The organism is Arthrobacter sp. TWP1-1, from assembly GCF_049897845.1.
In the GTDB taxonomy this organism is placed as follows: domain Bacteria; phylum Actinomycetota; class Actinomycetes; order Actinomycetales; family Micrococcaceae; genus Specibacter.
The window spans coordinates 272584-291530 of the sequence record NZ_JAFCXC010000004.1 but is presented as its reverse complement, the minus strand read 5'-3'; the positions used below and the strand labels follow the sequence as shown (position 1 = coordinate 291530).

Here is an 18947-nt window from a genome sequence, read left to right as displayed (position 1 = left end):
CGGGCATTCGACCCGCAGGTAAGAGGTCCTTCCCGCTAAGCGCAGACCAGCGGGGAGCTGCCGAAACCTGGGTGGAATTTGGTGACCGCACCCCCAGCAAGCCGCGGAAGGCGTCGTCGGTGGTGTTGTTGAAGGACAGCCCCGCCGGCCTGAAAACGTATCTGACGTACCGCCCGGGCGGGTCGCCGTTGGGCACCGTGGCATTCCCCGGTGGCACCATTGAGATCGCGGACGACGACGTGACCGACTGGGTGGGCCCCTCGCCCACCGCGTGGGCCAAGAGTCTGGGCATGGAAGACATTGGCCTGGCCAAGTGCCACGTGGTGGCGGCGATCCGTGAAGTTTTTGAGGAAACCGGCATCTTGCTGGCGGGCCCGGACGGGTCCTCGCTGGTCGAGAGCATTTCTGGGCCGGAATGGATGCGCGCGCGCGAATCAATTGCCGCGCAGGAAACCACTTTTGCGTCCCTGCTCGAGCGCTACGGTCTCGCCCTGCGCACCGATCTACTCAAACCGTTGAGCCACTGGACGAGCCCGGATTTTGCCCACAGACGGTTTGATACGCGGTACTTTGCTGCGACGCCGCCTGTGAATCAGGAACCGTCGTTGCTGACGAGCAAGGGTGTTTGGGGCCGGTGGGCATGTGCCGCCGATGTCCTGGCTAACCGTGCCAACTCGGCGTTGGGTGATGAGATCGGCCTGCCGAACACGACAGGACTGACACTCGGCGAACTGATGGTGCCCGGAGTGGAAATCATTCTGGAAAAGATTGCCGCCGCCCGCGGCTGCATCGCTTACCTGAACCACAAAAGGCCCATCAACGAATATCAGCCAAAGCTCGTTGTTGGCGATGACGGTGGATTCAGCCTTGAGGTGGCTACGGCTCCTGCATCTGAAGGTGGACCCTGCCGGGAACGGTAGCGGTTCTCACTGCATAAATTAAACGCTGTTTAAATTAAACAAAGCCGGCCGGATCAGTAATGATCCGGCCGGCTTTGTGTCGCTACTAGCGTGAACGCTGACGCAGACGGTTGACGTCCAAGATGACAACTGCGCGGGCTTCCAGGCGCAGCCAGCCACGCTGAACGAATTCGGCCAGAGCCTTGTTGACGGTCTCGCGGGAGGCGCCGACCAGCTGGGCCAGTTCTTCCTGCGTGAGCTCGTGGGCAACCAGGATGCCGTCGGTGGCGGGGCGGCCGAAACGGTCTGCCAGATCCAAGATGGCCTTGGCCACGCGGCCGGGAACGTCCGAGAAGACCAGATCGGAAAGGTTGTCGTTGGTGCGGCGCAGGCGGCGGGCCAGGGCCTGCAGCAGCTGCATGGACACCTCGGGGCGGTTGCGCAGCAAGGCGTTAAGGGACTCGTTGCGGAGTCCAGCCAGGCGGGTTTCGGAAACGGCGGTGGCGGTGGTGCTGCGCGGTGCCGGATCGAACAGGGCCATTTCGCCGAACAGCTCGCCCGGGCCGAGGATGGCAACGAGTGATTCGCGGCCGTCGGAGGAGGTGCGTCCCAGCTTCACCTTGCCGGAAACGATGAAGTAGAGCTGATCGCCCTGGTCTCCTTCACGGAAGACCGAAGCCCCGCGGGAAAGATCCACCTCCGCCAGTTCGTCGGTCAGAAGGCGGAACGCCTCGTCGTCGAGCGTGGCGAACAGTGGTGCCCGGCGTAGTACCTCGATGTCCATGAAAACTCCTTGCATTATGTAGCTAATAAGTTGTGACCTATTACTGATTGTTTCAGAATTTTTCTGATTTTGTGACCAATTTGGCATTTGGGGCGTGGGTTGTCAGCATATTGGCAGTTTGGCTAGCCTAGAAGACCAGTTGTTACTCGGTTTGTGCCGGTAACATGTGCCACTGAGGCGTAATTGCTGCGTCTGACGGACTGGGCCTTGACCCGGGAGGAGCTGTACGCGACGGTGTTTGGTTTCTCGTGGCTTGATGTTTTGCTGATCCTTTGGCTTTTGTGGCAGCTGATTTATGGCCTGAATGCCGGATTGGTCGTGGCTTTGGGTGGGTTGGCCGGATTTATTGCCGGCGCCGTGGGGGCATTTTTTGCCGCGCCCTTTGTTAGTCAATTAGCCCCGAGCCCCGGTTGGCGAACCGTCATGGTGATCGGCGCAACAGTCCTCTTGATTGCCATTGGGCATGGTGTAGGCATGAAGTTGGGGCGGGCCATTGGGCGTCATGTGAAATCAGACTCAATTCGCTCAGTTAACCGTATCTTGGGTGGTGTGCTGAATGTTGCTGTAGGCGCATTGGTCATTTCCATGCTGTCCTTTGGGGTTTCCAATTTAGGTATTCCGGTTGTTGCCAAAGCGCTGAGCGATTCCCAAGTCATTTCCAGAATCGATGACTGGACGCCGAAACCCGTCAAGGAAGCAGTGGCCCAAGTTCGTTCGTTGGTCCTTGATGAAGGCATCCCCGCGTTGCTGAATCCGGACGGTCCCAACGTTGAGGTGGCCGCACCAAACGCAGACACCAACACCGATGCATGGAATGCAGCCGCAGAATCGGTCATGAAGATTTCCGGGACCGCATTCCAATGCGGCCAGAACCAGACGGGCACGGGATTCGTCATCTCGCCCGGACGGGTGTTGACCAACGCCCACGTGGTTGCGGGCGTATCGATGCCGGTGGTCCAGACCCAGAAACAGGGCGCGCTACCTGCCCGAGTTGTGTATTTTGATGCTTCTCACGACATGGCCATTCTTGCCGTTGACTCACTCGAGGCCCAGCCGCTGGCCACCGCCGCGACGGTTCCCGGGAACACGGTGACGGCATTTGCGGGCTATCCGTTGGGTGGCCCATTGCAAGTGCGGGCGGCAACTGTGCTTTCCTCCGCACCCATGATGGTTCCGGACGTCACCGATGGTGCCACAACGCTGCTGGATGTGTACCAGTTGGCTGGCAATGTACAGTCGGGCAACTCAGGAGGACCGCTGTTGGATAGCGACGGAGATGTTGTGGGCGTGATCTTCGCCAAGGCCACCTCCACCAACAACGTCGGCTTCGCACTGACCATGGAAGAAGTTAATCCGGTTATCGCGGCAGCACCTCACCTCAGCAGTGCGGTACCTTCTGGCTCCTGCAAGGTGGGCTGAGCCCGACGGAGCACCCGGGCCCGGAGTTGTTGCCCCGGACTTTTGCCCTGGCGCCGGTGCCCTGGCACGAGATGCTAGGCGAGTGCCTTGTCCAGAGCGCTCACTGCCAGCTCGTAGCCGTGGACGCCCGCGCCAACAATCACGACGCTGCATACTGCTGAAAGGTAGGAGTGGTGCCTGAACTCTTCACGCTTGTGGACGTTGGAGATATGCACCTCCACCGTAGGAAGTTCGACGGCGGCAATCGCGTCCCGGAGGGCCACCGAGGTATGTGTGTAGGCCCCTGCGTTGATGATGATGCCCACCGCTGTGCCGCGCGCCGCGTGGATGGCGTCGATCAGGACACCCTCGTGATTGGACTGTAGGCACGAAACGCTGAACCCGGCAGCCTTGGCGGCCGCGGTGGTGAGGACTTCGACGTCGGACAGAGTTGCCGATCCGTAAATCCCAGGCTCGCGAGTGCCCAGCATGTTGAGATTGGGGCCATTGAGGATCAGCAGGGTGCCACGGTCCGGCGCAGTCGAAGAGGTCATGGGTTAATAATGCCCCACGGAAGGTGACTCATCCGTGAAACTACCCGCAACAGCGCTGGCACTTAAACAACTAACCCGCAGTGAATGGCCAAAACACGTGGAAAATCGTGAATTTTCGCCATCGACTGCGGGTTAGTCGGAAACGGGGTGGTTATGACTCGCTTGACGGTGGTGTGGTGATACTGACCAGCCTCAGCTTGCCGACGCGCTCACGCAGGATCCGTTGCGCTTCCATGCCGAGTGCGTCGTCACTAATGACCTCGTCCACGTCCTCCAATGCCGCGATAGTGCTGATTCCCACCGTGCCCCACTTGCTGTGATCGGCCAGGACAACCACCTTGCGTGCGGCACCAATCAGTGCCCGGTCCATCTCGGCCTCGAGCAAGTTCGGTGTGGTGAAGCCGGCGCTCTCGTCGGCCCCGTGCACGCCCATGAACAGGACGTCCAGATGCAGCGAGTGGACCGACGCGGTGGCAATGGGGCCCACCAGTGCGTCCGACGGCGTGCGCTCGCCGCCCGTGAGAATGACCGACACACGGGATCCGGAGCTCTGAAAAACATCGGCGATTTTGACGGAGTTTGTCACCACCGTCAGGTTCTTGCGCGTGCTGAGGGCATTGGCAAGCGCCCAGGTGGTGGTGCCAGCGCTGAGCCCGATAGCCATGCCATCGTGGACCAGCAACACGGCCTCCTGCGCAATTGCATGCTTTTCCTGGGTGCTCTGCGTGGACTTGAGTTCGAAGCCCGGCTCATGCGTCCCGGCGCCGCCTGGGAGCTTTGCGCCGCCGTGGATCTTCTGGACCAAACCGGCGTCGTCCAGGGCATCGATGTCGCGGCGGACCGTAACGACCGATACGCCGAGGAGTTCGGCCAGATCGGCGACCCGCGCTACCCGCTCACGGGACACGATGGCCACAATTTCACTGCGCCGGGCGTCCGCAAGCATGGGAACCTCCTCGGTTCTGGTGACGGAGCCGGCCGCCCCTGATCTCATTCGCATGCTCAACCCTTACTGGAACCCAGTGTCAGGCCAGCCACGAAGTGCCGCTGCAACAGCAGGTAGACGATCAAGGTGGGGATGACGGTGATGATGGCGCCGGCGGCGAGGAGGTTGTAGTTGGACAGGAACGTTCCCAGCAAGTTGTTGATGGCCGTGGTGACAGGCAGCCGGTCCCCGCTTTGGATGAACAGCAGCGGCCAGAAGTAGTCGTTGTAGATGAAGATCAGTTCCAGCGTCGCCAAGGCGGCGATCGCCGGCCGGCACAGCGGCATGATGATGGAGATGTACTGTCGCCAGATTCCGGCACCGTCCACCAGTGCCGCCTCGGTCAGGTCTGCCGAGAGCGCCTTCATGTAGTTGGAAAGAACAAAGGTGCAAAAGCCGATCTGGAACGCGGTGTTGGCGATGATCACGGACATATAGGTGTTCAGCAGGCTGCCGGAATCGCTGAACCAGTAGGGCAGTTGAATGAGCTTGAACATTTCAAACAGTGGCGTGGCCAGAACCTGCGGAGGAAGCAGGTTGCCGGCGGTAAACATGATCAGCAGCGTGATATTGAATTTCCAGTTCACCCGACTGACGGCGAAGGCCATCATGGAACTGCACAGCAACACCAAGATGATGGTGGGGATCGTGATGATCAGCGAGTTCGCGAAGTAGCGCGGGAAACCGCCCTGTGTCCAGGCCTGGACAAAGTTATCGAAGTTAAATGCGCCGCCAAGGCTGAAGTAGCCATATTTGTCAGTGTCTGACTTGGACCGCAAGGCCGTGAATAGTGCCCACCCCAGGGGGATCATCCACATGACGGCCATGACCGTCAAGAAGATGTGGGTGCCGTAGTGCGGCCGCTTGAGACCGTGGCCAACGCCGCCCGTGGCGGTTCGGGTGGTTCTCGTGGTGGAAGTAGACATTAGAACTTCTCCTTCCGGAAGGTGCGGGAAAGGTAGATGGTGATGGGGACCAAGGATATGACCAACAAGATGACAGCAAATGCCGAGCCGATGCCGATGGATTGTCCTTCGCCGATGAGGTAGCTGACGACGAGGGCGCTGATGAGTTCAAGCCCGTTGGTGCCCTTGTTGATGACCCAGACGACGTCGAACGCGCGGAGGGATTCAATGATGGTGATCACCACGATGACAATGTTGATAGGTGCCATGGCCGGAAAAACGATCCGGAAGAATGTTTGGGTGGCGTTGGCGCCGTCCAATGAGGCGGCCTCCTTGAGGGAGGCATCGACGCCCTTCAGGCCGGCTAAGTACAGGATCATGACGTATCCGGCGTGGCGCCAGGTGGCCGCGATGAGGGCCGCCCAGATATTGACGCTGGGATCGCCAAACCAGTCGACGGCGTCCGGGGTGCCGGCCGTGCCGAGCAGGAAATTAAGCAGGCCATTGTCTTTTTGGTAAAAGAGCTGCCAAATAATGCCCACGAGGGCCAGGGACAACATGACCGGGACAAAGAAGATGCTTTGGTAGATCTTGCTGCCGCGGATTTGCTGGTCCAAAAGCACGGCCAGCAACAGGCCCAAAGGGGTGGCGATGACTGCAAGGAATACGAGCCACAGGATGTTGTGTTGGACAGCAGGCCAGAACGCCGGGCTGTCGTTGAAAACGTAGCTGTAGTTGGCAAGGCCCGCGGCGCGGATGTCCGAGAGGGCTAGGCCGTTCCATCGGGTGAAGGACAGGACAACGGAGAGGAGGGTGGGGATCCAGACAAAGACCAGCTGGACCAGAGTGGGTATGCCCACCATGAAACCAAGGACCACTTTGTCCCTGGAGGAGAGTCTCTTGACCCCTCGGTTCTTGCGTGGGCTTGTAGCAGATTTGTGGCTGGCCCGGGTGTTGCGGGGGGATGGTTCGGAAAGTTCGGTGGGCGTGCTCATGGCGGCAAACTCGTTTTCTCGCAGTGAACGTTTGCTGGGATTGCGGAGGGACTAGGTGTGGTGGCAGGCCAAGCCCACCACCGCACCTAGTCGTTACTGAGCCGCGTACAGGGCCTTGGCTTGGGACTCCATGTTCTTTACATCCACGGTGCCGTCCTTAATGAAGGCCTGCAGGGCCGGGATCATGACGTTGTTCGCCATGGCAGGCAGGGCATCGCGGTCAAAGAACTGGCTGATGCTCTTTGCGTTGGCGATGGTATCGGCGCACTTCTTGGTCAGCGGCGAGAAGGATGAGGTGTCCGTGCCCTTGGCCGTCGCAATGTTGGACGGGTCAACCTTGGCATAAGCGTCCTGTCCTTCGGGCGTGCCCATGAATGACATGAAGTCCCGGGCGGCCTGGTTGTCGCCGCCCTTTTTGGACAGCAGTAAGCCGTCGATGGGTGCTTCTACGGCGTCCTGGCCTTCCATGGCGATTTCCGGGAAGGGGAAGAAGTCGATGTCGTCAAGGATGGTCTTGTCTGTGAACTGCTGAGTTACGAAGGAACCGAGCAGGTACATGCCGGACTTCTTCTTACCCATGTTGATGGCCGCATCCTGCCACGTCATGCCCAAGGCGGCCGGGTTCTGATACGGCAGCAGGGCGCTCCAAGTATCAAAGACATCGCTGACCTTCTTCTGATCCCACGATTCCTTGTGGGCCGTCAGATCCATGTGGAACTGGTAGCCGTTGAGGCGCATGTTGATGTAATCGAAGGTGCCCATGGCCGGCCAGCCGTCTTTGTCGGCAAACTCAATGGGAACCAGGCCATCGGACTTCATCTTGGCGCACAGGGTCTTGAGGTCATCGAAGGTTGTGGGAACTTCGTAGCCCTTCTCCTGCCAAACGCTTTTGCGGTAGAAGAAGCCCCAGGGGTAGTTGTAGTTCGGCACAAAGTACATCTTGCCGTCGGGTCCGGTGGATGCCTTCTTCATGGCGTCGGAGTAGTTTGCGCCAACGGTTTCCCAGACATCGTCAATGGGTGCCAGCAGGCCCTTGCCCGCGTAGTACTGCATGCGGTAACCGGCGAACCACGTGAAAGTATCGTCCGGGCTGCCCTGGAGGTACGTGGAGATCTTGTTCTGGAAATCGTTGTGCGGGACCACGTTGGTGGTCACAAGGTTCTTGGACTTGGCGGTGAATGCGTCCGTAACTGCCTTGTAGGCGGCCTTGGGGACGTCGTCCGAGGAGCCGGAGCCAAAGGTCAGCGAGGTCGATGCGGAGGCACCCGGACCGGAGCCGCCGGTACAGGCGGCAAGCAGCGGGATTCCGGCTGCGCTGACGGCACCCACGCCGAGGGTCTTCAAAAGGGTGCGGCGGTCAAAGCCTGAGCGGATGATTCCGCTGGCGGACCGGTCTTCGTTGAATGACATGATTTCTCCCTTGAAATGCACGTGCCCGTGAAGTGGATCACATGAATCAATCGTGAAACTACAAAAAAGAAACGTCAAGAGTCAAAAGAGAAACATTTCGATCACGCTTTGTTTCATTCGACAGATTGGGCCGGGCGCGAGGAATCGGGATAGGGCTTTCCCTGCGTCGTGGTGCGGACCGGCCTATCTACCGAAGACCCCACGAGTGTTTCCTGTGACTTTGCCGCGCGGCGAGGCTCCGGCAAATATGACAGCATGTGCGGCCAGTATGTCGTTGCGGGTTAAACCAAATCGAGTACGCAGTTGTTGGACCGACGACACCGAAAATACTGAAAATTGGTGAAATCGGTCCAACAACTGCGTACTCGAATGGGGGGGGTGGGTCAGCTTAAGCCTTCAGCGACTCCGCAATCTGGTTCATCACGGTGTTGTCGGCCAACGTTGACGAGTCGCCGGCGGCGCGGCCCTCGGCCACGTCCTTGAGTAGGCGGCGCATGATCTTGCCCGAGCGTGTCTTGGGCAGTTCCGGAACCACCAGGATGGTTTTCGGCTTGGCGATGGGGCCAATTTCCTTGCCCACATGGTTACGCAGGGTCGTGACGATATCGGCGTCCTCCACGGCTGATCCGCGCAGGATCACGAAGGCCACGACGGCCTGCCCGGTGGTTTCATCCGCGGCACCAACCACGGCAGCCTCGGCCACCGAGGGGTGGCTGACCAATGCGGATTCGATCTCAGTGGTGGAGAGTCGGTGTCCGGAAACGTTCATGACGTCGTCCACGCGACCCAGAAGCCAGATGTCGCCGTCGTCGTCCCACTTGGCACCGTCGCCAGCAAAGTACATGCCGTCGAAGCGGGACCAGTAGGTGTCCTTGTAGCGCTCGTTGTCGCCCCAGATACCGCGGAGCATGGACGGCCAGGGCTCGCGGATGGTGAGGTAGCCACCGTGGCCGTGGGGAACCGAGGCGCCGAGCTCGTCCACCACGTCGACGGCGATGCCGGGCATGGGGACCTGGGCGGAGCCGGGCTTGGCGCTGGTGACGCCGGGCAGCGGGGCCACCATGATGGCGCCGGTTTCCGTCTGCCACCAGGTGTCAACAACGGGAGCTACGTTTCCGCCAATGACGCGGCGGTACCACATCCAGGCCTCGGGGTTGATGGGTTCGCCCACCGAGCCGAGCAGGCGGATCGAGGAGAGATCGTACTTGGCGGGGATGTCCTCGCCCCACTTCATGAAAGTACGGATCGCCGTCGGTGCCGTGTACAGGATGGAGACCTTGTACTTCTCCACGATTTCCCAGAAGCGGCCCTGGTGCGGGGAGTCCGGAGTGCCCTCGTACATGACCTGGGTTGCGCCATTGATGAGCGGCGCGTAGGTGACATAGGAGTGGCCGGTGATCCATCCGACGTCGGCCGTGCACCAGAAAACGTCAGTTTCCGGGTGGAGGTCGAAGACGGCGCGATGCGTGTACGCGGTCTGAGTGAGGTAACCACCGGTGGTGTGCAGGATGCCCTTGGGCTTGCCCGTGGTGCCGGAAGTGTAGAGGATGAACAGCGGGTGTTCGGCGGCATGCCCGACGGCGGTGTGCTCGGTTGAGGCGGTCCCGACAGTATCGTCCCACCAGACATCGCGGCCTTCGACCCAGTTAACGGGCTCGCCATTGCGCTTGACCACGACGACGTTCTGCACCGAGTGCCCGGGTGCGACGAGCGCTTCATCCACGGCCGGCTTCAGTGCACTGGGCTTGCCGCGGCGGAAGGTGCCATCGGCCGTGACAACCAACTTGGCCTCGGCGTCGTCAATGCGTGAACGCAGCGCGTCGGCGGAGAAACCACCAAAGACCACCGAATGGATCGCACCGATGCGGGCGCAGGCAAGCAGTGTGATGACGGCTTCGGGGATCATGGGCAGGTAAACGGCTACGCGGTCACCCTTGGCCAGGCCCAGGGATTCGAAAGCGTTGGCGGCCTTCTTGACCTCTTCGGTCAGCTGCGCGTAAGTGTACGTACGGGTGTCACCGGGCTCGCCCTCGAAGTGAATGGCGATGCGGTCGCCGTTGCCCGCCTCAACGTGACGGTCAAGCGCGTTGTACGCGGCGTTGATTTCACCGTCCTCGAACCAGGTGGCGAACGGCGGATTGCTCCAGTCCAGGGTCTTTGTAAAAGGCTTGCTCCAGGTCAGCAGTTCACGGGCCTGCTCGCCCCAGAAGGCGGGACGGTCTGCGTTGGCCTTTGCGTATTCATCCCCGTGCACGATTGCGTTGGCAGCAAATTCTGCGCTGGGTGCGAACTGACGGTTCTCCGTGAGGAGGTTTTCCAGTGCGTCTCCGGACTGGTTGTCAGCTGCGGTGGTGACCTCAGACATCTAATATCCCTTCGTTCCTTCTTAGCTGTTGTCCCCTCAAAACCTCTCCACGCAGCAGTGCGTGGCTGTCCCTTTTCGGGCTGGCGGCAGTGCACAGTTTGGGATTGAGGACAACGTCCTGTTCTGGCATAAACTCTAGCGCTTCCCATGCCTAGACGTGTCCGTCGTCACAGGTTTACGAGGCCAGTGGCGTCATATCTGCGCTCAAATGCATGATGTTGCCCACGGTGGGGGTATGGGTATCTCTCCCCATCTAGCGTTTTTTGGCCTGATTTAGCTGTGGCTCGCTAGTGTTGCCTGTACGCGTTAACTAGGCTGGGGAACAATCGTGACAAAAGAGGAGCTAGACCATGACAGAGCAACACACGCCGTCCACCCAGGCAGCCACCGCCAGCACGGGTGCAGCGCTCAGTAATGCCGCCGTCGGGCCGCTGACCATTCGGGACCTTGCGGTTCTGGGGTCGGTGCTGATCATTTTCGTCGCTTCGGTGGTGCCGATCGTCCAGACACTCGCGGGCGGCCTCAACCTCTGGAACACGGGCGGACTGTTCTACCTAGCCATCGGCGTGATTCTGCCGTTGGTGGTCGGTGGCCTGTTCCTTGCCCGCCGGCTGAGCCCGGGCACCCAGGTTCGCATTGGATCGTTGTCCACGGATCAGTTCGCCTCGGTCGTGGCTTCCTTTGCAACCTTCTTTTTCTTCACGGGTACGGTGACCAACTTTGGCATCGCCTACCTCGTGGGTCTCATTGGCTCGCTGCTCCTGTTGGCCTCCACCGCGTGTGCGCAGTGGATCCCCGCTCTAGCCTCCGATTTTGCCGGGCGCACCGAGGTTCCCGCCAACCTCGTAGCGCGCGACGCCGTTCCTGCCGTCAAGCGCCCCTCCGCACCGAAGCCTGTAGCTGGCCACGCTGGTGCCAAGCCCGCCGGCCCCCAGGGCAGCTCCGGCAAGGGCGCCTCGGTTGCTTCTGGTTCTCAGGGTGTTGGCGTGCCGACTCCGGGCGCCGATGCTGCTGTTGCTGGTGCTCCCGTTGCCGGCGCTGGTGCTTCTGCCGCATGGGGAACGCCGAAGTCGTCCGTTGCGCACACCTCTGCCGGCCAGATTTTCACTCCGGCCAAGGACGCCTCCCCGGCGGCCCAGACGGCGAGTACCGTATCCGGTGCCGTGGCCCGTCCCGCCGCTAGCAACACCCAGACGTTCCCGGTAACCGGAATCGCTTCGGAAAACTCCGAAGGGCTCTCCGCGCCGAGCGCACCGGAGGTCTCCGATGACGCGGCAGCCCCTTCGTCGACCCGCACGGAAGCTGCCCAGCCCGCTGAGGCGACAGCCGCCGTCGTACCTTCTGATGACGACTCTTCCGCCGACGACAACGCGACAACCTTGAACCCGCAGGTTGCTCCCGCAGCCGAGCAGGAGAAGGCCGAGCCGGCCGCAGCTGAGCCAGCCGAAGCTGAGCCGGTCAAGGAGAGCATCGGCGCCACGGTGAACCCGCAGGCCGCCGCGACCGTGAGCACCGAGCCGTTCTGGTTTGCTGTTGACCGCCCGCAAAACGTGATTGACGAGCACACCCGCCAGTTCATGTTCAAGCTGACTCCCGGTGCCTGGATTCTGGGGCTGGAAGATCGCGGAAACAGCTTCCTCGTCCAGGACAGCCATGGCAAGACGGGCGTCCTGCTCGACCTCGTGGGGATTGAGCGCGCCTCGGACAGCCAGTAATGTCGCCGGATTCGGCGCTGGCACTCAAGCGCCGGGCCCGGAAGATCAACCGCGAACTCGCGCAGCTCTACCCCTATGCGCATGCGGAGCTGGATTTCCGCAACCCCTTTGAGCTGCTGGTGGCCACGGTCCTGTCTGCCCAAACCACGGACATTCGTGTCAATGCCGTGACCCCGGAGCTCTTTGCCCGCTTCCCGACCCCGCTGGCGATGGCACAGGCAGCCACCGTGGAACTGGAAACGCTGATCAAGTCGACCGGTTTCTTTCGGGCCAAGGCCGGCAATTTATTGGCCTTGGCGACCCGCCTTGTTGACGAGTACGACGGCGTGGTGCCCGGTTCCCTTGAAGCCTTGATTACGCTTCCGGGAGTCGGTCGGAAAACCGCGAATGTGGTGCTGGGTAACGCTTTTGGTGTCCCGGGAATCACCGTGGACACCCACTTCATGCGGCTGGCCAAGCGCTTTGGCTGGACCGAATCTACGGACCCGGTGCGGATTGAGTCCGATGTAGCTGCGTTGTTTGAGCCCAAGGACTGGACCATGCTCTCGCATCGAGTGGTGTTCCACGGACGCCGTATTTGCCATGCCCGAAAGCCTGCCTGTGGCGCCTGCCCTATTGCGCATCTGTGCCCGGCGTATGGCGATGGCGAGGTTGACCCCGTGAAGGCCGCGAAGTTGCTCAAGTACGAGCTGGCTCCCGGCCAGGAAGAATTGCTGGCCCGGATGCAGGCCGATGTGGACAATGCCGCGCAGTACCGGCAGGAATCTCAGTTGGCAGTCCGTAACGCCCAGGCTGGTATTACTGTTCCTCAAGGTCAGGGCCTCCAGCAGTGAGTGCCTACGCGGATCTGGTTGCACTGGCGGCGAAGGCTGCAGCCACGGCTTCGCTTCCGGCAGCCATGAGGGCCGGGCGGCCTTCGCTGTGGCAGCCAAGCATCGATAGGGCCGCCGCTCGGCAGGCGGCCGTGCTGATGCTCTTTGGTGCCTTGGATGATGTTCCGGCCACCTCAACAAAGCCATTGGTGCAGGCCGATTTGGACGTGTTGCTGATTGAACGAGCACACACTCTCAACCACCACCCCGGACAGGTGGCGTTCCCCGGGGGCGGCGTGGATCAAGGGGATGCATCCATCATGGCCGCTGCCTTGCGAGAAGCTGAAGAGGAAACCGGACTTGACCCCACGGGCGTTGAAATCCTGGGTTTGTTGCCCGAGGTTTCTTTGCCGGTCAGCAATTTCCTGGTGACTCCTGTTGTGGGGTGGTGGGCGCGGCAGACTCCCGTGGCTGTTGTTGACTTTGGTGAGTCGGCGCAGGTGTTTCGGATTCCGGTGCGTGACCTGCTCGATCCGGACAACAGGTTCACGGCCGTTTTGAAACGTGGCCGCTTTCCGTACAAGGGACCTGCCTTTGTGGTGAGCGGTGTGGTGGTTTGGGGTTTCACGGCAGGTATTTTGGACTACATTTTCCATGAACTGGGCTGGTCAGTTCCCTGGGACGAACAGCGCGAAATCGCGGCTCCGCTCTAGCCTGATGGCGTGCGGTGCGGTGCGGTGCAGTGCGGTGCTGGTTGCGAGCCGTGCCTGCAGGTGACTATTTCGCGTCAGCGTAGCACTGGACCACGCTGACGTTGACGGGAAATTCCAGCGGTATTTTTCCAAAGATCAACTCGGTGGCCGCACGGGAGGACTCATGGACGATCTGGGTGACCTCGTCCACCATGTTGGCAGGGCAGTGCACCATGACCTCATCGTGCAGGAAGGCCACGAGCTGCGGGGTGCCCTGCACTGACCCGCCCGACATTTCCCCGGCGCCGGGAGCGGCCACCGCCAAGGCCCGCAGCCGCCGTCGTAATTCAGCCAACCAACAGCAGGCCCATTCGGCAGCCGTCCCCTGAACCACAAAGTTGCGGGTAAAGCGGCCGCGGGACCTGGCCGCCTGCTCTGCACGGCGTTGTTCCTGCGCGGTGGAACTGCGCTGGCCGTCGTGCCAATCCTGGGTGGTAGGAGGGGTGCTTCGGCCCAGATGGGTGGTCACGCGCTCGCCTCGTTCACCTGCGCGGGCGGCCTGCTCAACGAAGTCCAGTGCGCGCGGGTACATGCGCGCAAGCTGGGGGACCAGCCGTCCGGAGTCGCCGGTCGTGGCACCGTAAATGGCGCCCAACAAGGCGACCTTGGCCATACTTCGGTCGCCGCCGAACCCCTCTGCGGCAATCCCGGCGTAGAGGTCCTTGTTATTCCCGGCGGCGTCACCTCCCGCGGCAGCCATGGCTGTGTCCTGCGCCAAGGCCGCCAGGACCCGCGGCTCCAATTGGGCGGCATCGGCAACAATCAACGAGTACCCGGGATCGGCAACGGCGGCGCTACGGATTTGCGCGGGGATCTGCATCGCGCCACCGCCGCGTGAAGCCCAGCGCCCGGAGACCACGCCGCCCACCACGTATTCGGCGTGGAACCGGCCGTCCTTGACCCATTGCTGCAACCAATTCCAGCCATTGGTGGTGAACAGCCGGCTGAGCTTTCGGTAGGTCAACAGGGGTTCGATGACCGGATGCTTAAACTCCTGCAGTTCCCAACTTCTGGTGGATTTAGCCTCAATCCCAGCCCGATGCAGCGCGCGCATCAGATCCTGCGGTGAATCAGGATTCAGCGACGGGGCGTTCAGGGCGGTGCGCAGATTCCCAGCCAGGGCTTCCAGTTTTTCGGGATGGTTGAAGTTCGTCGGTTCAGGGCCAAGCAGGTCATCGAGCAGCCTCCTATGCAGGTCTTCCCTCCAGGGGATACCTTCATACTGCATCTCCGCAGCCACCAATGCACCCGCAGATTCCGCACTGAGCAAAAGTGCGAGCCTAGCGGGGTGTGTGGAGGAACTAACGGCTGTTTTTTGTGCACCCAGTTCGCGCGCCACCGCAGTCAGGTCCCATAGCGCTGGGCCAGACGGAGCCACTGGTGCGTCGAAAAGACTCTCCTGGCCGGCGTGGGAACCATATAGCGACGAACTGTTCCGTGTGGGATCGATTTCCGGCGGGAGGGGCGTGAAATTCTGTTGGTAACCGGTGGTGGCAGCAAATTCCGAGTACTGCAAAATGTTTTGGCACAAGGCCAGATCATGGCACTTTTCCACGCGTACACCGGCAGCCAGGAGACTGGGATACCAATGTATTGCCCTGTCCCACACCCAGCGAGGGCGGTGCATCTCCTCCAGAGCTTGAACGGCCGGGCCGAGCTCGGCGCGGGCCACCGTTTGGGCAGGCGCGGCCGGTGTGCCGTCGTCGTTCCGGAGCTCGACCACGGCAGTGGAACGTTCGGAACCGGTGGCCAGCAATGCGTACATAAGTTCTATTCTCCACTGGTGGCCCGAATAATTCCTCCACACGCAATTCCTCCACAGGTGGGGAGTGGCACGCAGTTCTCCACTTTCGCCAGAAAGGGTGTGGAACTGTGATGGCCGGAGCGGCACAGTTGCTCCATGAGAAGTCGCCAAAACTTGCCGTCGGGCCCAGCATCGGAACCGTGGATTCCGCATCGGGACACATCAGTACTGCTCCTATCTGCTTCCGCCGAGCTGCAGGGCGCCGTGGGTCGCATTAGTGCGGCAGCCGCCGTCGAACTCCTTGTGGGTCAGGGTGTGGAACAAGCCGCAGCCCGGTGGGACGACGTGGCGGCTGTGCTGATTGACGCCGCAGCTGTTGTCGACGCCGGGGTGGAGGCCGGACTCGCTGGGTGGCGGGGGCCGACTGTGGTGGTGGGGTTTGCTGCGGATTCGGCAGTCATGTGGCAGCAAGCTGAGCTACTCGGGGTGGATCGGGTCGCCATCTTGCCAGATTCTGCGCGTTGGCTGGCCAACTACCTGAGTTGCCTGCGAAGCCCTGTGTCCGGCGCCGGGGTTGTGGGAATCGTAGGCGGATGTGGTGGGGCCGGTGCATCAACGCTGGCCACGCTGGTTGCTGCCGGTGCCGTGAAGCGGGGAGTGCGGACGCTGCTCGTTGACGGCGACCCCTGGGGCGGTGGGCTTGGGACGGCATTGTCGGCCGATGACGTCCCGGGCCTGCACTGGCCGGAGTTGCTGCGAGCGTCCGGGGCCATCAACCCCGAACAATTGGCGGCATCATTACCGTACTTTGCCGGGTTGGCCCTACTTTCCTGGGACCCGTCGGCTCGCCCTGATGGTGCAGGGCCAGCTGGTTTCGCGCAATCTGGGCCACGATCCCAAACGGCCGTGGGTGAGGTCATGCGCGCTGCCCGGGGAGCCTATGGCTTGGTAGTGGTTGACTTAGGCCGCACGCCTGACGCATTTAGATCCTTGGCCGTGCACTGCGATGGTTTGGCGGTGGTTGTGCCTGCTCGTGCGCGTTCGGCCGCCGCAACGTTACCGGTCGTAGCGGCCTTGCCGCCGAAGCCTGCCGTGGCCGTGGTTCGAGGACCACTCGGGGAAGGGCTGGACGCGGGCATGGTTGCTTCCGCGGTTGGCCTGCCGCTCATTGGCAAGATGCCGCGGCTGCGTGGTGCCACGGACGCGCTGGAGGCCCAGCGTCTGCCAGATCTCCTCCGACGGCGGCCCATGCGGACACTTGTAGGGAACGTTCTTGAGTGGATGGCAGGAGAAGGTGCAGGCGCTGTCCTTGGAAGCAAAAGTGAGCAGGCATCAGGTGGGGGTCGGCAATGACCGCTGAATCTCAACACGGGAGCCTCTCCTTTGGCCCATGGGACGGGGCCGTCGATGCTCAGCTACTTGATACCGTGCGGCGCAGCGTTCTGGCTCAGGCCGGGCCAGTGACAGACCTTCAGGTGGCGGCGGCCGTGCGCGAAAGCGGCCGATTACTGGGCGCGGCCGGTTCACTGATCGCCATGGAAAGAATCACCGCCGAACTCAACGGTTTGGGCCCCCTTCAGGGCCTCACCAAAGACCCCGAGGTAACTGACATCTTCGTCAACGCCCCGGAATCGGTCTGGTTGGACCGGGGTTCCGGACCTGAACGCGTAGCCGTGCGTTTCGCCGGCGAGAGCGAACTGCGGGCGCTCGCCGTCAGGTTGGTGGCCAGCGGCGGCCGCAGGCTTGATGAAAGCAGCCCCTGTGTCGACGTGAAAATTGCCTCCGGATATCGCATCCATGCCGTGCTGCCACCAATTTCCGCTACCGGAACACTGCTTTCCATCCGGATCAAGCGACGCACGATTCTCACTCTCGCCCAAATGGTGAACGCCGGAAGCATGGGGCCAGTGTTTGCACAGGTGCTTGAATCCGTCATGACCCACAGACTGAACTTTCTGATCAGCGGAGCAACGGGAGCCGGGAAAACCACTCTGCTGTCGGCACTGCTGGGCCTGTGCCCGCCAAGGGAACGGCTTGTGCTGATCGAGGATGCGGCCGAACTGGAACCAGACCACCCCCACGTGGTGACAATGGAGGCCCGGCACGAAAATGCTGAGGGAGCCGGTGCGGTAGATCTCGCGGAACTCGTCCGGCAGGCTCTGCGCATGAATCCGGGCCGACTCATTGTTGGTGAGTGCAGGGGAAGGGAGGTGCGCGAACTGCTAATGGCGATGAATACAGGCCACAGCGGTGGTGGTGGGACTATTCACGCAAACAGCGCACGTGATGTTCCCGCCAGGCTGGCGGCCCTGGGAGCACTGGCCGCCATGTCCCCGGAAGCCGTGTTCCTACAGGGCGCCAGCGCACTTGACGTTGTCATCCACCTGGCACTCATCGACGGTCGCCGTGTCGTTGCAGAAATTGCCGTGGTCGAGCTGCGCCATGGCCGGCTGGATGTTATTCCCGCCCTGACACTGTCCGACAATCTGCCTGGCGCAAACGGAGCGTCGATGGGTGTGAGAATCGCACAAGGACCAGGATGGCCGCCGCTTGCGAAAAGGCTAGGACTTGCGGGACTCCTGGAGACACCTTCTGGCCAGGGGATGCCATGAAAGTGTGGGATGCAGGGCCATGAGTGCACTGATAGTGCTTGTCCTGTCCGGAACAGCCTGCTGCCTCATCGGTTTGCATCGGCAACCCCGGGCGGTGGCGCCAAGGCGCAACTCCGTCCGGTCCAGGGGCAGCGCTCGCCGGAGCAAACCACAGGCAGAAGCGCTTCCAAGGTTGATCCGCCAATTGGCCTCGCTTCTGGCGGCAGGCCGAACAGGACCGCTCCTGTGGCGGGCCTTGGCTCTTGTCTTGGCCGTGGAACAGGACCGTGCCCGGGAGAAAACCCGTGCCCCCTCACCGGAATCCCTTCAGGTCGTGTCACGGCGCCACGGGCCCTTGCCAGCCGGGGAACGAGTGCAGATGGACGTGACTCTGCAACTGGTTCTCACCGTGGAACGGGCCAGCGCCTTGGGCCTGCCCACGGCACCTGCGGTACGTAGCGCCTGCAGCAACTTTGGTGGGGCTGGCAGTGGTGGGTTTGGCAGGAGTACACGCAGGGGAGGCCTGACCGCGGAACAGGCTCGCGTATGGCTCGATATTGCCGCTTGTTTCGACGTCTGTGAGGCCAGCGGGGCGCCCGTCGCGGCAGTCCTGGAACGACTGGCAACCATGTTGGAGGCCGATCATGACGCTGCCGCCTTGCGGGAAACTGCGCTCGCAGGCCCTCGTGCCACCGTGAAGTTGTTGACGTGGTTGCCGTTTCTTGGCCTTGGTCTCGGAATGCTGATGGGTGTTGACCCGATGGCCGCTCTTCTAGGTAGTCCCCTTGGGTGGGCGGTAGTGGCGGCGGGTACTGGTTTCGCTATCGCAGGGAGGGCCTGGTCGGCCAGCATGATTTCGAATGCTGCACGACCGATTGAGGGATCAGATGGGCACCGGATAGTGGGCAATGGATCACGGTGGCACGTCGCATTTTCGAGGAGGGACTAATTGTGGGCGGGCTATTTTTCTTCATAATGGCGGCGCTGGCCATCTTGTGTTTATGGGGCTCCAAAAGGCGAGGCCCCGAAAAATATGGA

Annotated in this window: 16 protein-coding genes; 8 read left to right on the top strand and 8 right to left on the bottom strand. The window is 61.6% G+C overall.

Annotated features, from left to right (window positions below; all coding sequences use genetic code 11):
- Positions 1 to 5 precede the first annotated feature (5 nt).
- Positions 6 to 920, top strand: a complete 915-nt coding sequence (locus tag ACP7B9_RS10050; RefSeq protein ID WP_425863148.1) for an NUDIX hydrolase — start codon at positions 6 to 8, stop codon at positions 918 to 920.
- A gap of 85 nt (positions 921 to 1005) precedes the next feature.
- Here the strand turns inward: ACP7B9_RS10050 and ACP7B9_RS10045 are convergent, their stop codons facing one another.
- Entirely contained in the window at positions 1006 to 1683 is a 678-nt protein-coding gene (locus ACP7B9_RS10045) for a Crp/Fnr family transcriptional regulator (protein WP_110484662.1), read from the bottom strand.
- Between the two features lie 183 nt (positions 1684 to 1866).
- Here ACP7B9_RS10045 and ACP7B9_RS10040 point away from each other — a divergent pair, with 183 nt between their 5' ends.
- Positions 1867 to 3102 carry a MarP family serine protease gene (locus ACP7B9_RS10040; protein WP_425862974.1) on the top strand — a complete coding sequence of 412 codons (1236 nt, stop codon included), beginning with the start codon at positions 1867 to 1869 and terminating at the stop codon, positions 3100 to 3102.
- 74 nt (positions 3103 to 3176) lie between these two features.
- On the opposite strand, the gene aroQ is transcribed toward ACP7B9_RS10040, so the two are convergent.
- The 6 genes from aroQ to acs all read right to left on the bottom strand — a co-directional run bounded on the left by aroQ (position 3177) and on the right by acs (position 10295).
- Entirely contained in the window at positions 3177 to 3635 is a 459-nt protein-coding gene (gene aroQ, locus ACP7B9_RS10035) for a type II 3-dehydroquinate dehydratase (RefSeq protein WP_425862972.1), read from the bottom strand.
- A gap of 151 nt (positions 3636 to 3786) precedes the next feature.
- Complete coding sequence (locus ACP7B9_RS10030) at positions 3787 to 4581, bottom strand: DeoR/GlpR family DNA-binding transcription regulator (RefSeq protein ID WP_425863147.1); 795 nt, start codon at positions 4579 to 4581, stop codon at positions 3787 to 3789.
- 56 nt (positions 4582 to 4637) lie between these two features.
- Positions 4638 to 5546 carry a carbohydrate ABC transporter permease gene (locus ACP7B9_RS10025; RefSeq protein WP_425862970.1) on the bottom strand — a complete coding sequence of 303 codons (909 nt, stop codon included), beginning with the start codon at positions 5544 to 5546 and terminating at the stop codon, positions 4638 to 4640.
- Entirely contained in the window at positions 5546 to 6520 is a 975-nt protein-coding gene (locus tag ACP7B9_RS10020; RefSeq protein WP_425862969.1) for a carbohydrate ABC transporter permease, read from the bottom strand. Before ACP7B9_RS10020 ends, ACP7B9_RS10025 begins: the two co-directional genes overlap by 1 nt.
- Before the next feature lie 93 nt (positions 6521 to 6613).
- Positions 6614 to 7930, bottom strand: a complete 1317-nt coding sequence (locus ACP7B9_RS10015; protein WP_425862967.1) for an ABC transporter substrate-binding protein — start codon at positions 7928 to 7930, stop codon at positions 6614 to 6616.
- 388 nt (positions 7931 to 8318) lie between these two features.
- Positions 8319 to 10295, bottom strand: coding sequence for an acetate--CoA ligase (acs, locus tag ACP7B9_RS10010; protein ID WP_425862965.1), 1977 nt, complete (start codon positions 10293 to 10295; stop codon positions 8319 to 8321).
- Positions 10296 to 10645: 350 nt separating this feature from the next.
- Between acs and ACP7B9_RS10005 the strand changes: the two genes are divergently transcribed.
- From ACP7B9_RS10005 to ACP7B9_RS09995, 3 genes are read left to right on the top strand one after another with little or no spacing between them, the layout of a single operon-like run.
- A complete protein-coding gene (locus ACP7B9_RS10005; protein WP_425862964.1) occupies positions 10646 to 12010 on the top strand; it encodes a hypothetical protein in 1365 nt (454 codons plus the stop codon).
- On the top strand, positions 12010 to 12843 hold the full coding sequence (nth, locus tag ACP7B9_RS10000) for an endonuclease III (protein ID WP_425862962.1): 834 nt from the start codon (positions 12010 to 12012) through the stop codon (positions 12841 to 12843). The genes ACP7B9_RS10005 and nth overlap by 1 nt, the downstream gene beginning before the upstream one ends.
- Positions 12840 to 13535 carry an NUDIX hydrolase gene (locus ACP7B9_RS09995; protein WP_425862960.1) on the top strand — a complete coding sequence of 232 codons (696 nt, stop codon included), beginning with the start codon at positions 12840 to 12842 and terminating at the stop codon, positions 13533 to 13535. The genes nth and ACP7B9_RS09995 overlap by 4 nt, the downstream gene beginning before the upstream one ends.
- Before the next feature lie 64 nt (positions 13536 to 13599).
- Here the strand turns inward: ACP7B9_RS09995 and ACP7B9_RS09990 are convergent, their stop codons facing one another.
- Positions 13600 to 15339 (bottom strand): bifunctional 3'-5' exonuclease/DNA polymerase, encoded by a 1740-nt coding sequence (locus ACP7B9_RS09990; protein WP_425862958.1) that lies wholly within the window; start codon positions 15337 to 15339, stop codon positions 13600 to 13602.
- A 135-nt stretch (positions 15340 to 15474) separates the two neighbouring features.
- Here ACP7B9_RS09990 and ssd point away from each other — a divergent pair, with 135 nt between their 5' ends.
- The 3 genes from ssd to ACP7B9_RS09975 are packed head-to-tail and all read left to right on the top strand — an operon-like array spanning position 15475 to position 18858.
- Positions 15475 to 16671, top strand: coding sequence for a septum site-determining protein Ssd (gene ssd, locus ACP7B9_RS09985; RefSeq protein ID WP_425862957.1), 1197 nt, complete (start codon positions 15475 to 15477; stop codon positions 16669 to 16671).
- Positions 16668 to 17930, top strand: coding sequence for a TadA family conjugal transfer-associated ATPase (locus ACP7B9_RS09980; protein ID WP_425862955.1), 1263 nt, complete (start codon positions 16668 to 16670; stop codon positions 17928 to 17930). The genes ssd and ACP7B9_RS09980 overlap by 4 nt, the downstream gene beginning before the upstream one ends.
- A gap of 19 nt (positions 17931 to 17949) precedes the next feature.
- Positions 17950 to 18858, top strand: a complete 909-nt coding sequence (locus ACP7B9_RS09975) for a type II secretion system F family protein (protein WP_425862953.1) — start codon at positions 17950 to 17952, stop codon at positions 18856 to 18858.
- Positions 18859 to 18947: the final 89 nt, after the last annotated feature.

Bases quoted from the DNA above. Each gene is read 5' to 3' on its own strand.
- acs (WP_425862965.1), bottom strand. From the start codon at position 10,295: ATGTCTGAGGTCACCACCGCAGCTGACAACCAGTCCGGAGACGCACTG.
- ACP7B9_RS09990 (WP_425862958.1), bottom strand. From the start codon at position 15,339: ATGTACGCATTGCTGGCCACCGGTTCCGAACGTTCCACTGCCGTGGTC.
- ACP7B9_RS10025 (WP_425862970.1), bottom strand. From the start codon at position 5,546: ATGTCTACTTCCACCACGAGAACCACCCGAACCGCCACGGGCGGCGTT.
- ssd (WP_425862957.1), top strand. From the start codon at position 15,475: ATGAGAAGTCGCCAAAACTTGCCGTCGGGCCCAGCATCGGAACCGTGG.
- ACP7B9_RS10015 (WP_425862967.1), bottom strand. From the start codon at position 7,930: ATGTCATTCAACGAAGACCGGTCCGCCAGCGGAATCATCCGCTCAGGC.
- ACP7B9_RS10045 (WP_110484662.1), bottom strand. From the start codon at position 1,683: ATGGACATCGAGGTACTACGCCGGGCACCACTGTTCGCCACGCTCGAC.
- ACP7B9_RS09980 (WP_425862955.1), top strand. From the start codon at position 16,668: ATGACCGCTGAATCTCAACACGGGAGCCTCTCCTTTGGCCCATGGGAC.
- ACP7B9_RS09975 (WP_425862953.1), top strand. From the start codon at position 17,950: ATGAGTGCACTGATAGTGCTTGTCCTGTCCGGAACAGCCTGCTGCCTC.
- nth (WP_425862962.1), top strand. From the start codon at position 12,010: ATGTCGCCGGATTCGGCGCTGGCACTCAAGCGCCGGGCCCGGAAGATC.
- ACP7B9_RS10020 (WP_425862969.1), bottom strand. From the start codon at position 6,520: ATGAGCACGCCCACCGAACTTTCCGAACCATCCCCCCGCAACACCCGG.
- ACP7B9_RS10005 (WP_425862964.1), top strand. From the start codon at position 10,646: ATGACAGAGCAACACACGCCGTCCACCCAGGCAGCCACCGCCAGCACG.
- aroQ (WP_425862972.1), bottom strand. From the start codon at position 3,635: ATGACCTCTTCGACTGCGCCGGACCGTGGCACCCTGCTGATCCTCAAT.
- ACP7B9_RS10030 (WP_425863147.1), bottom strand. From the start codon at position 4,581: ATGCTTGCGGACGCCCGGCGCAGTGAAATTGTGGCCATCGTGTCCCGT.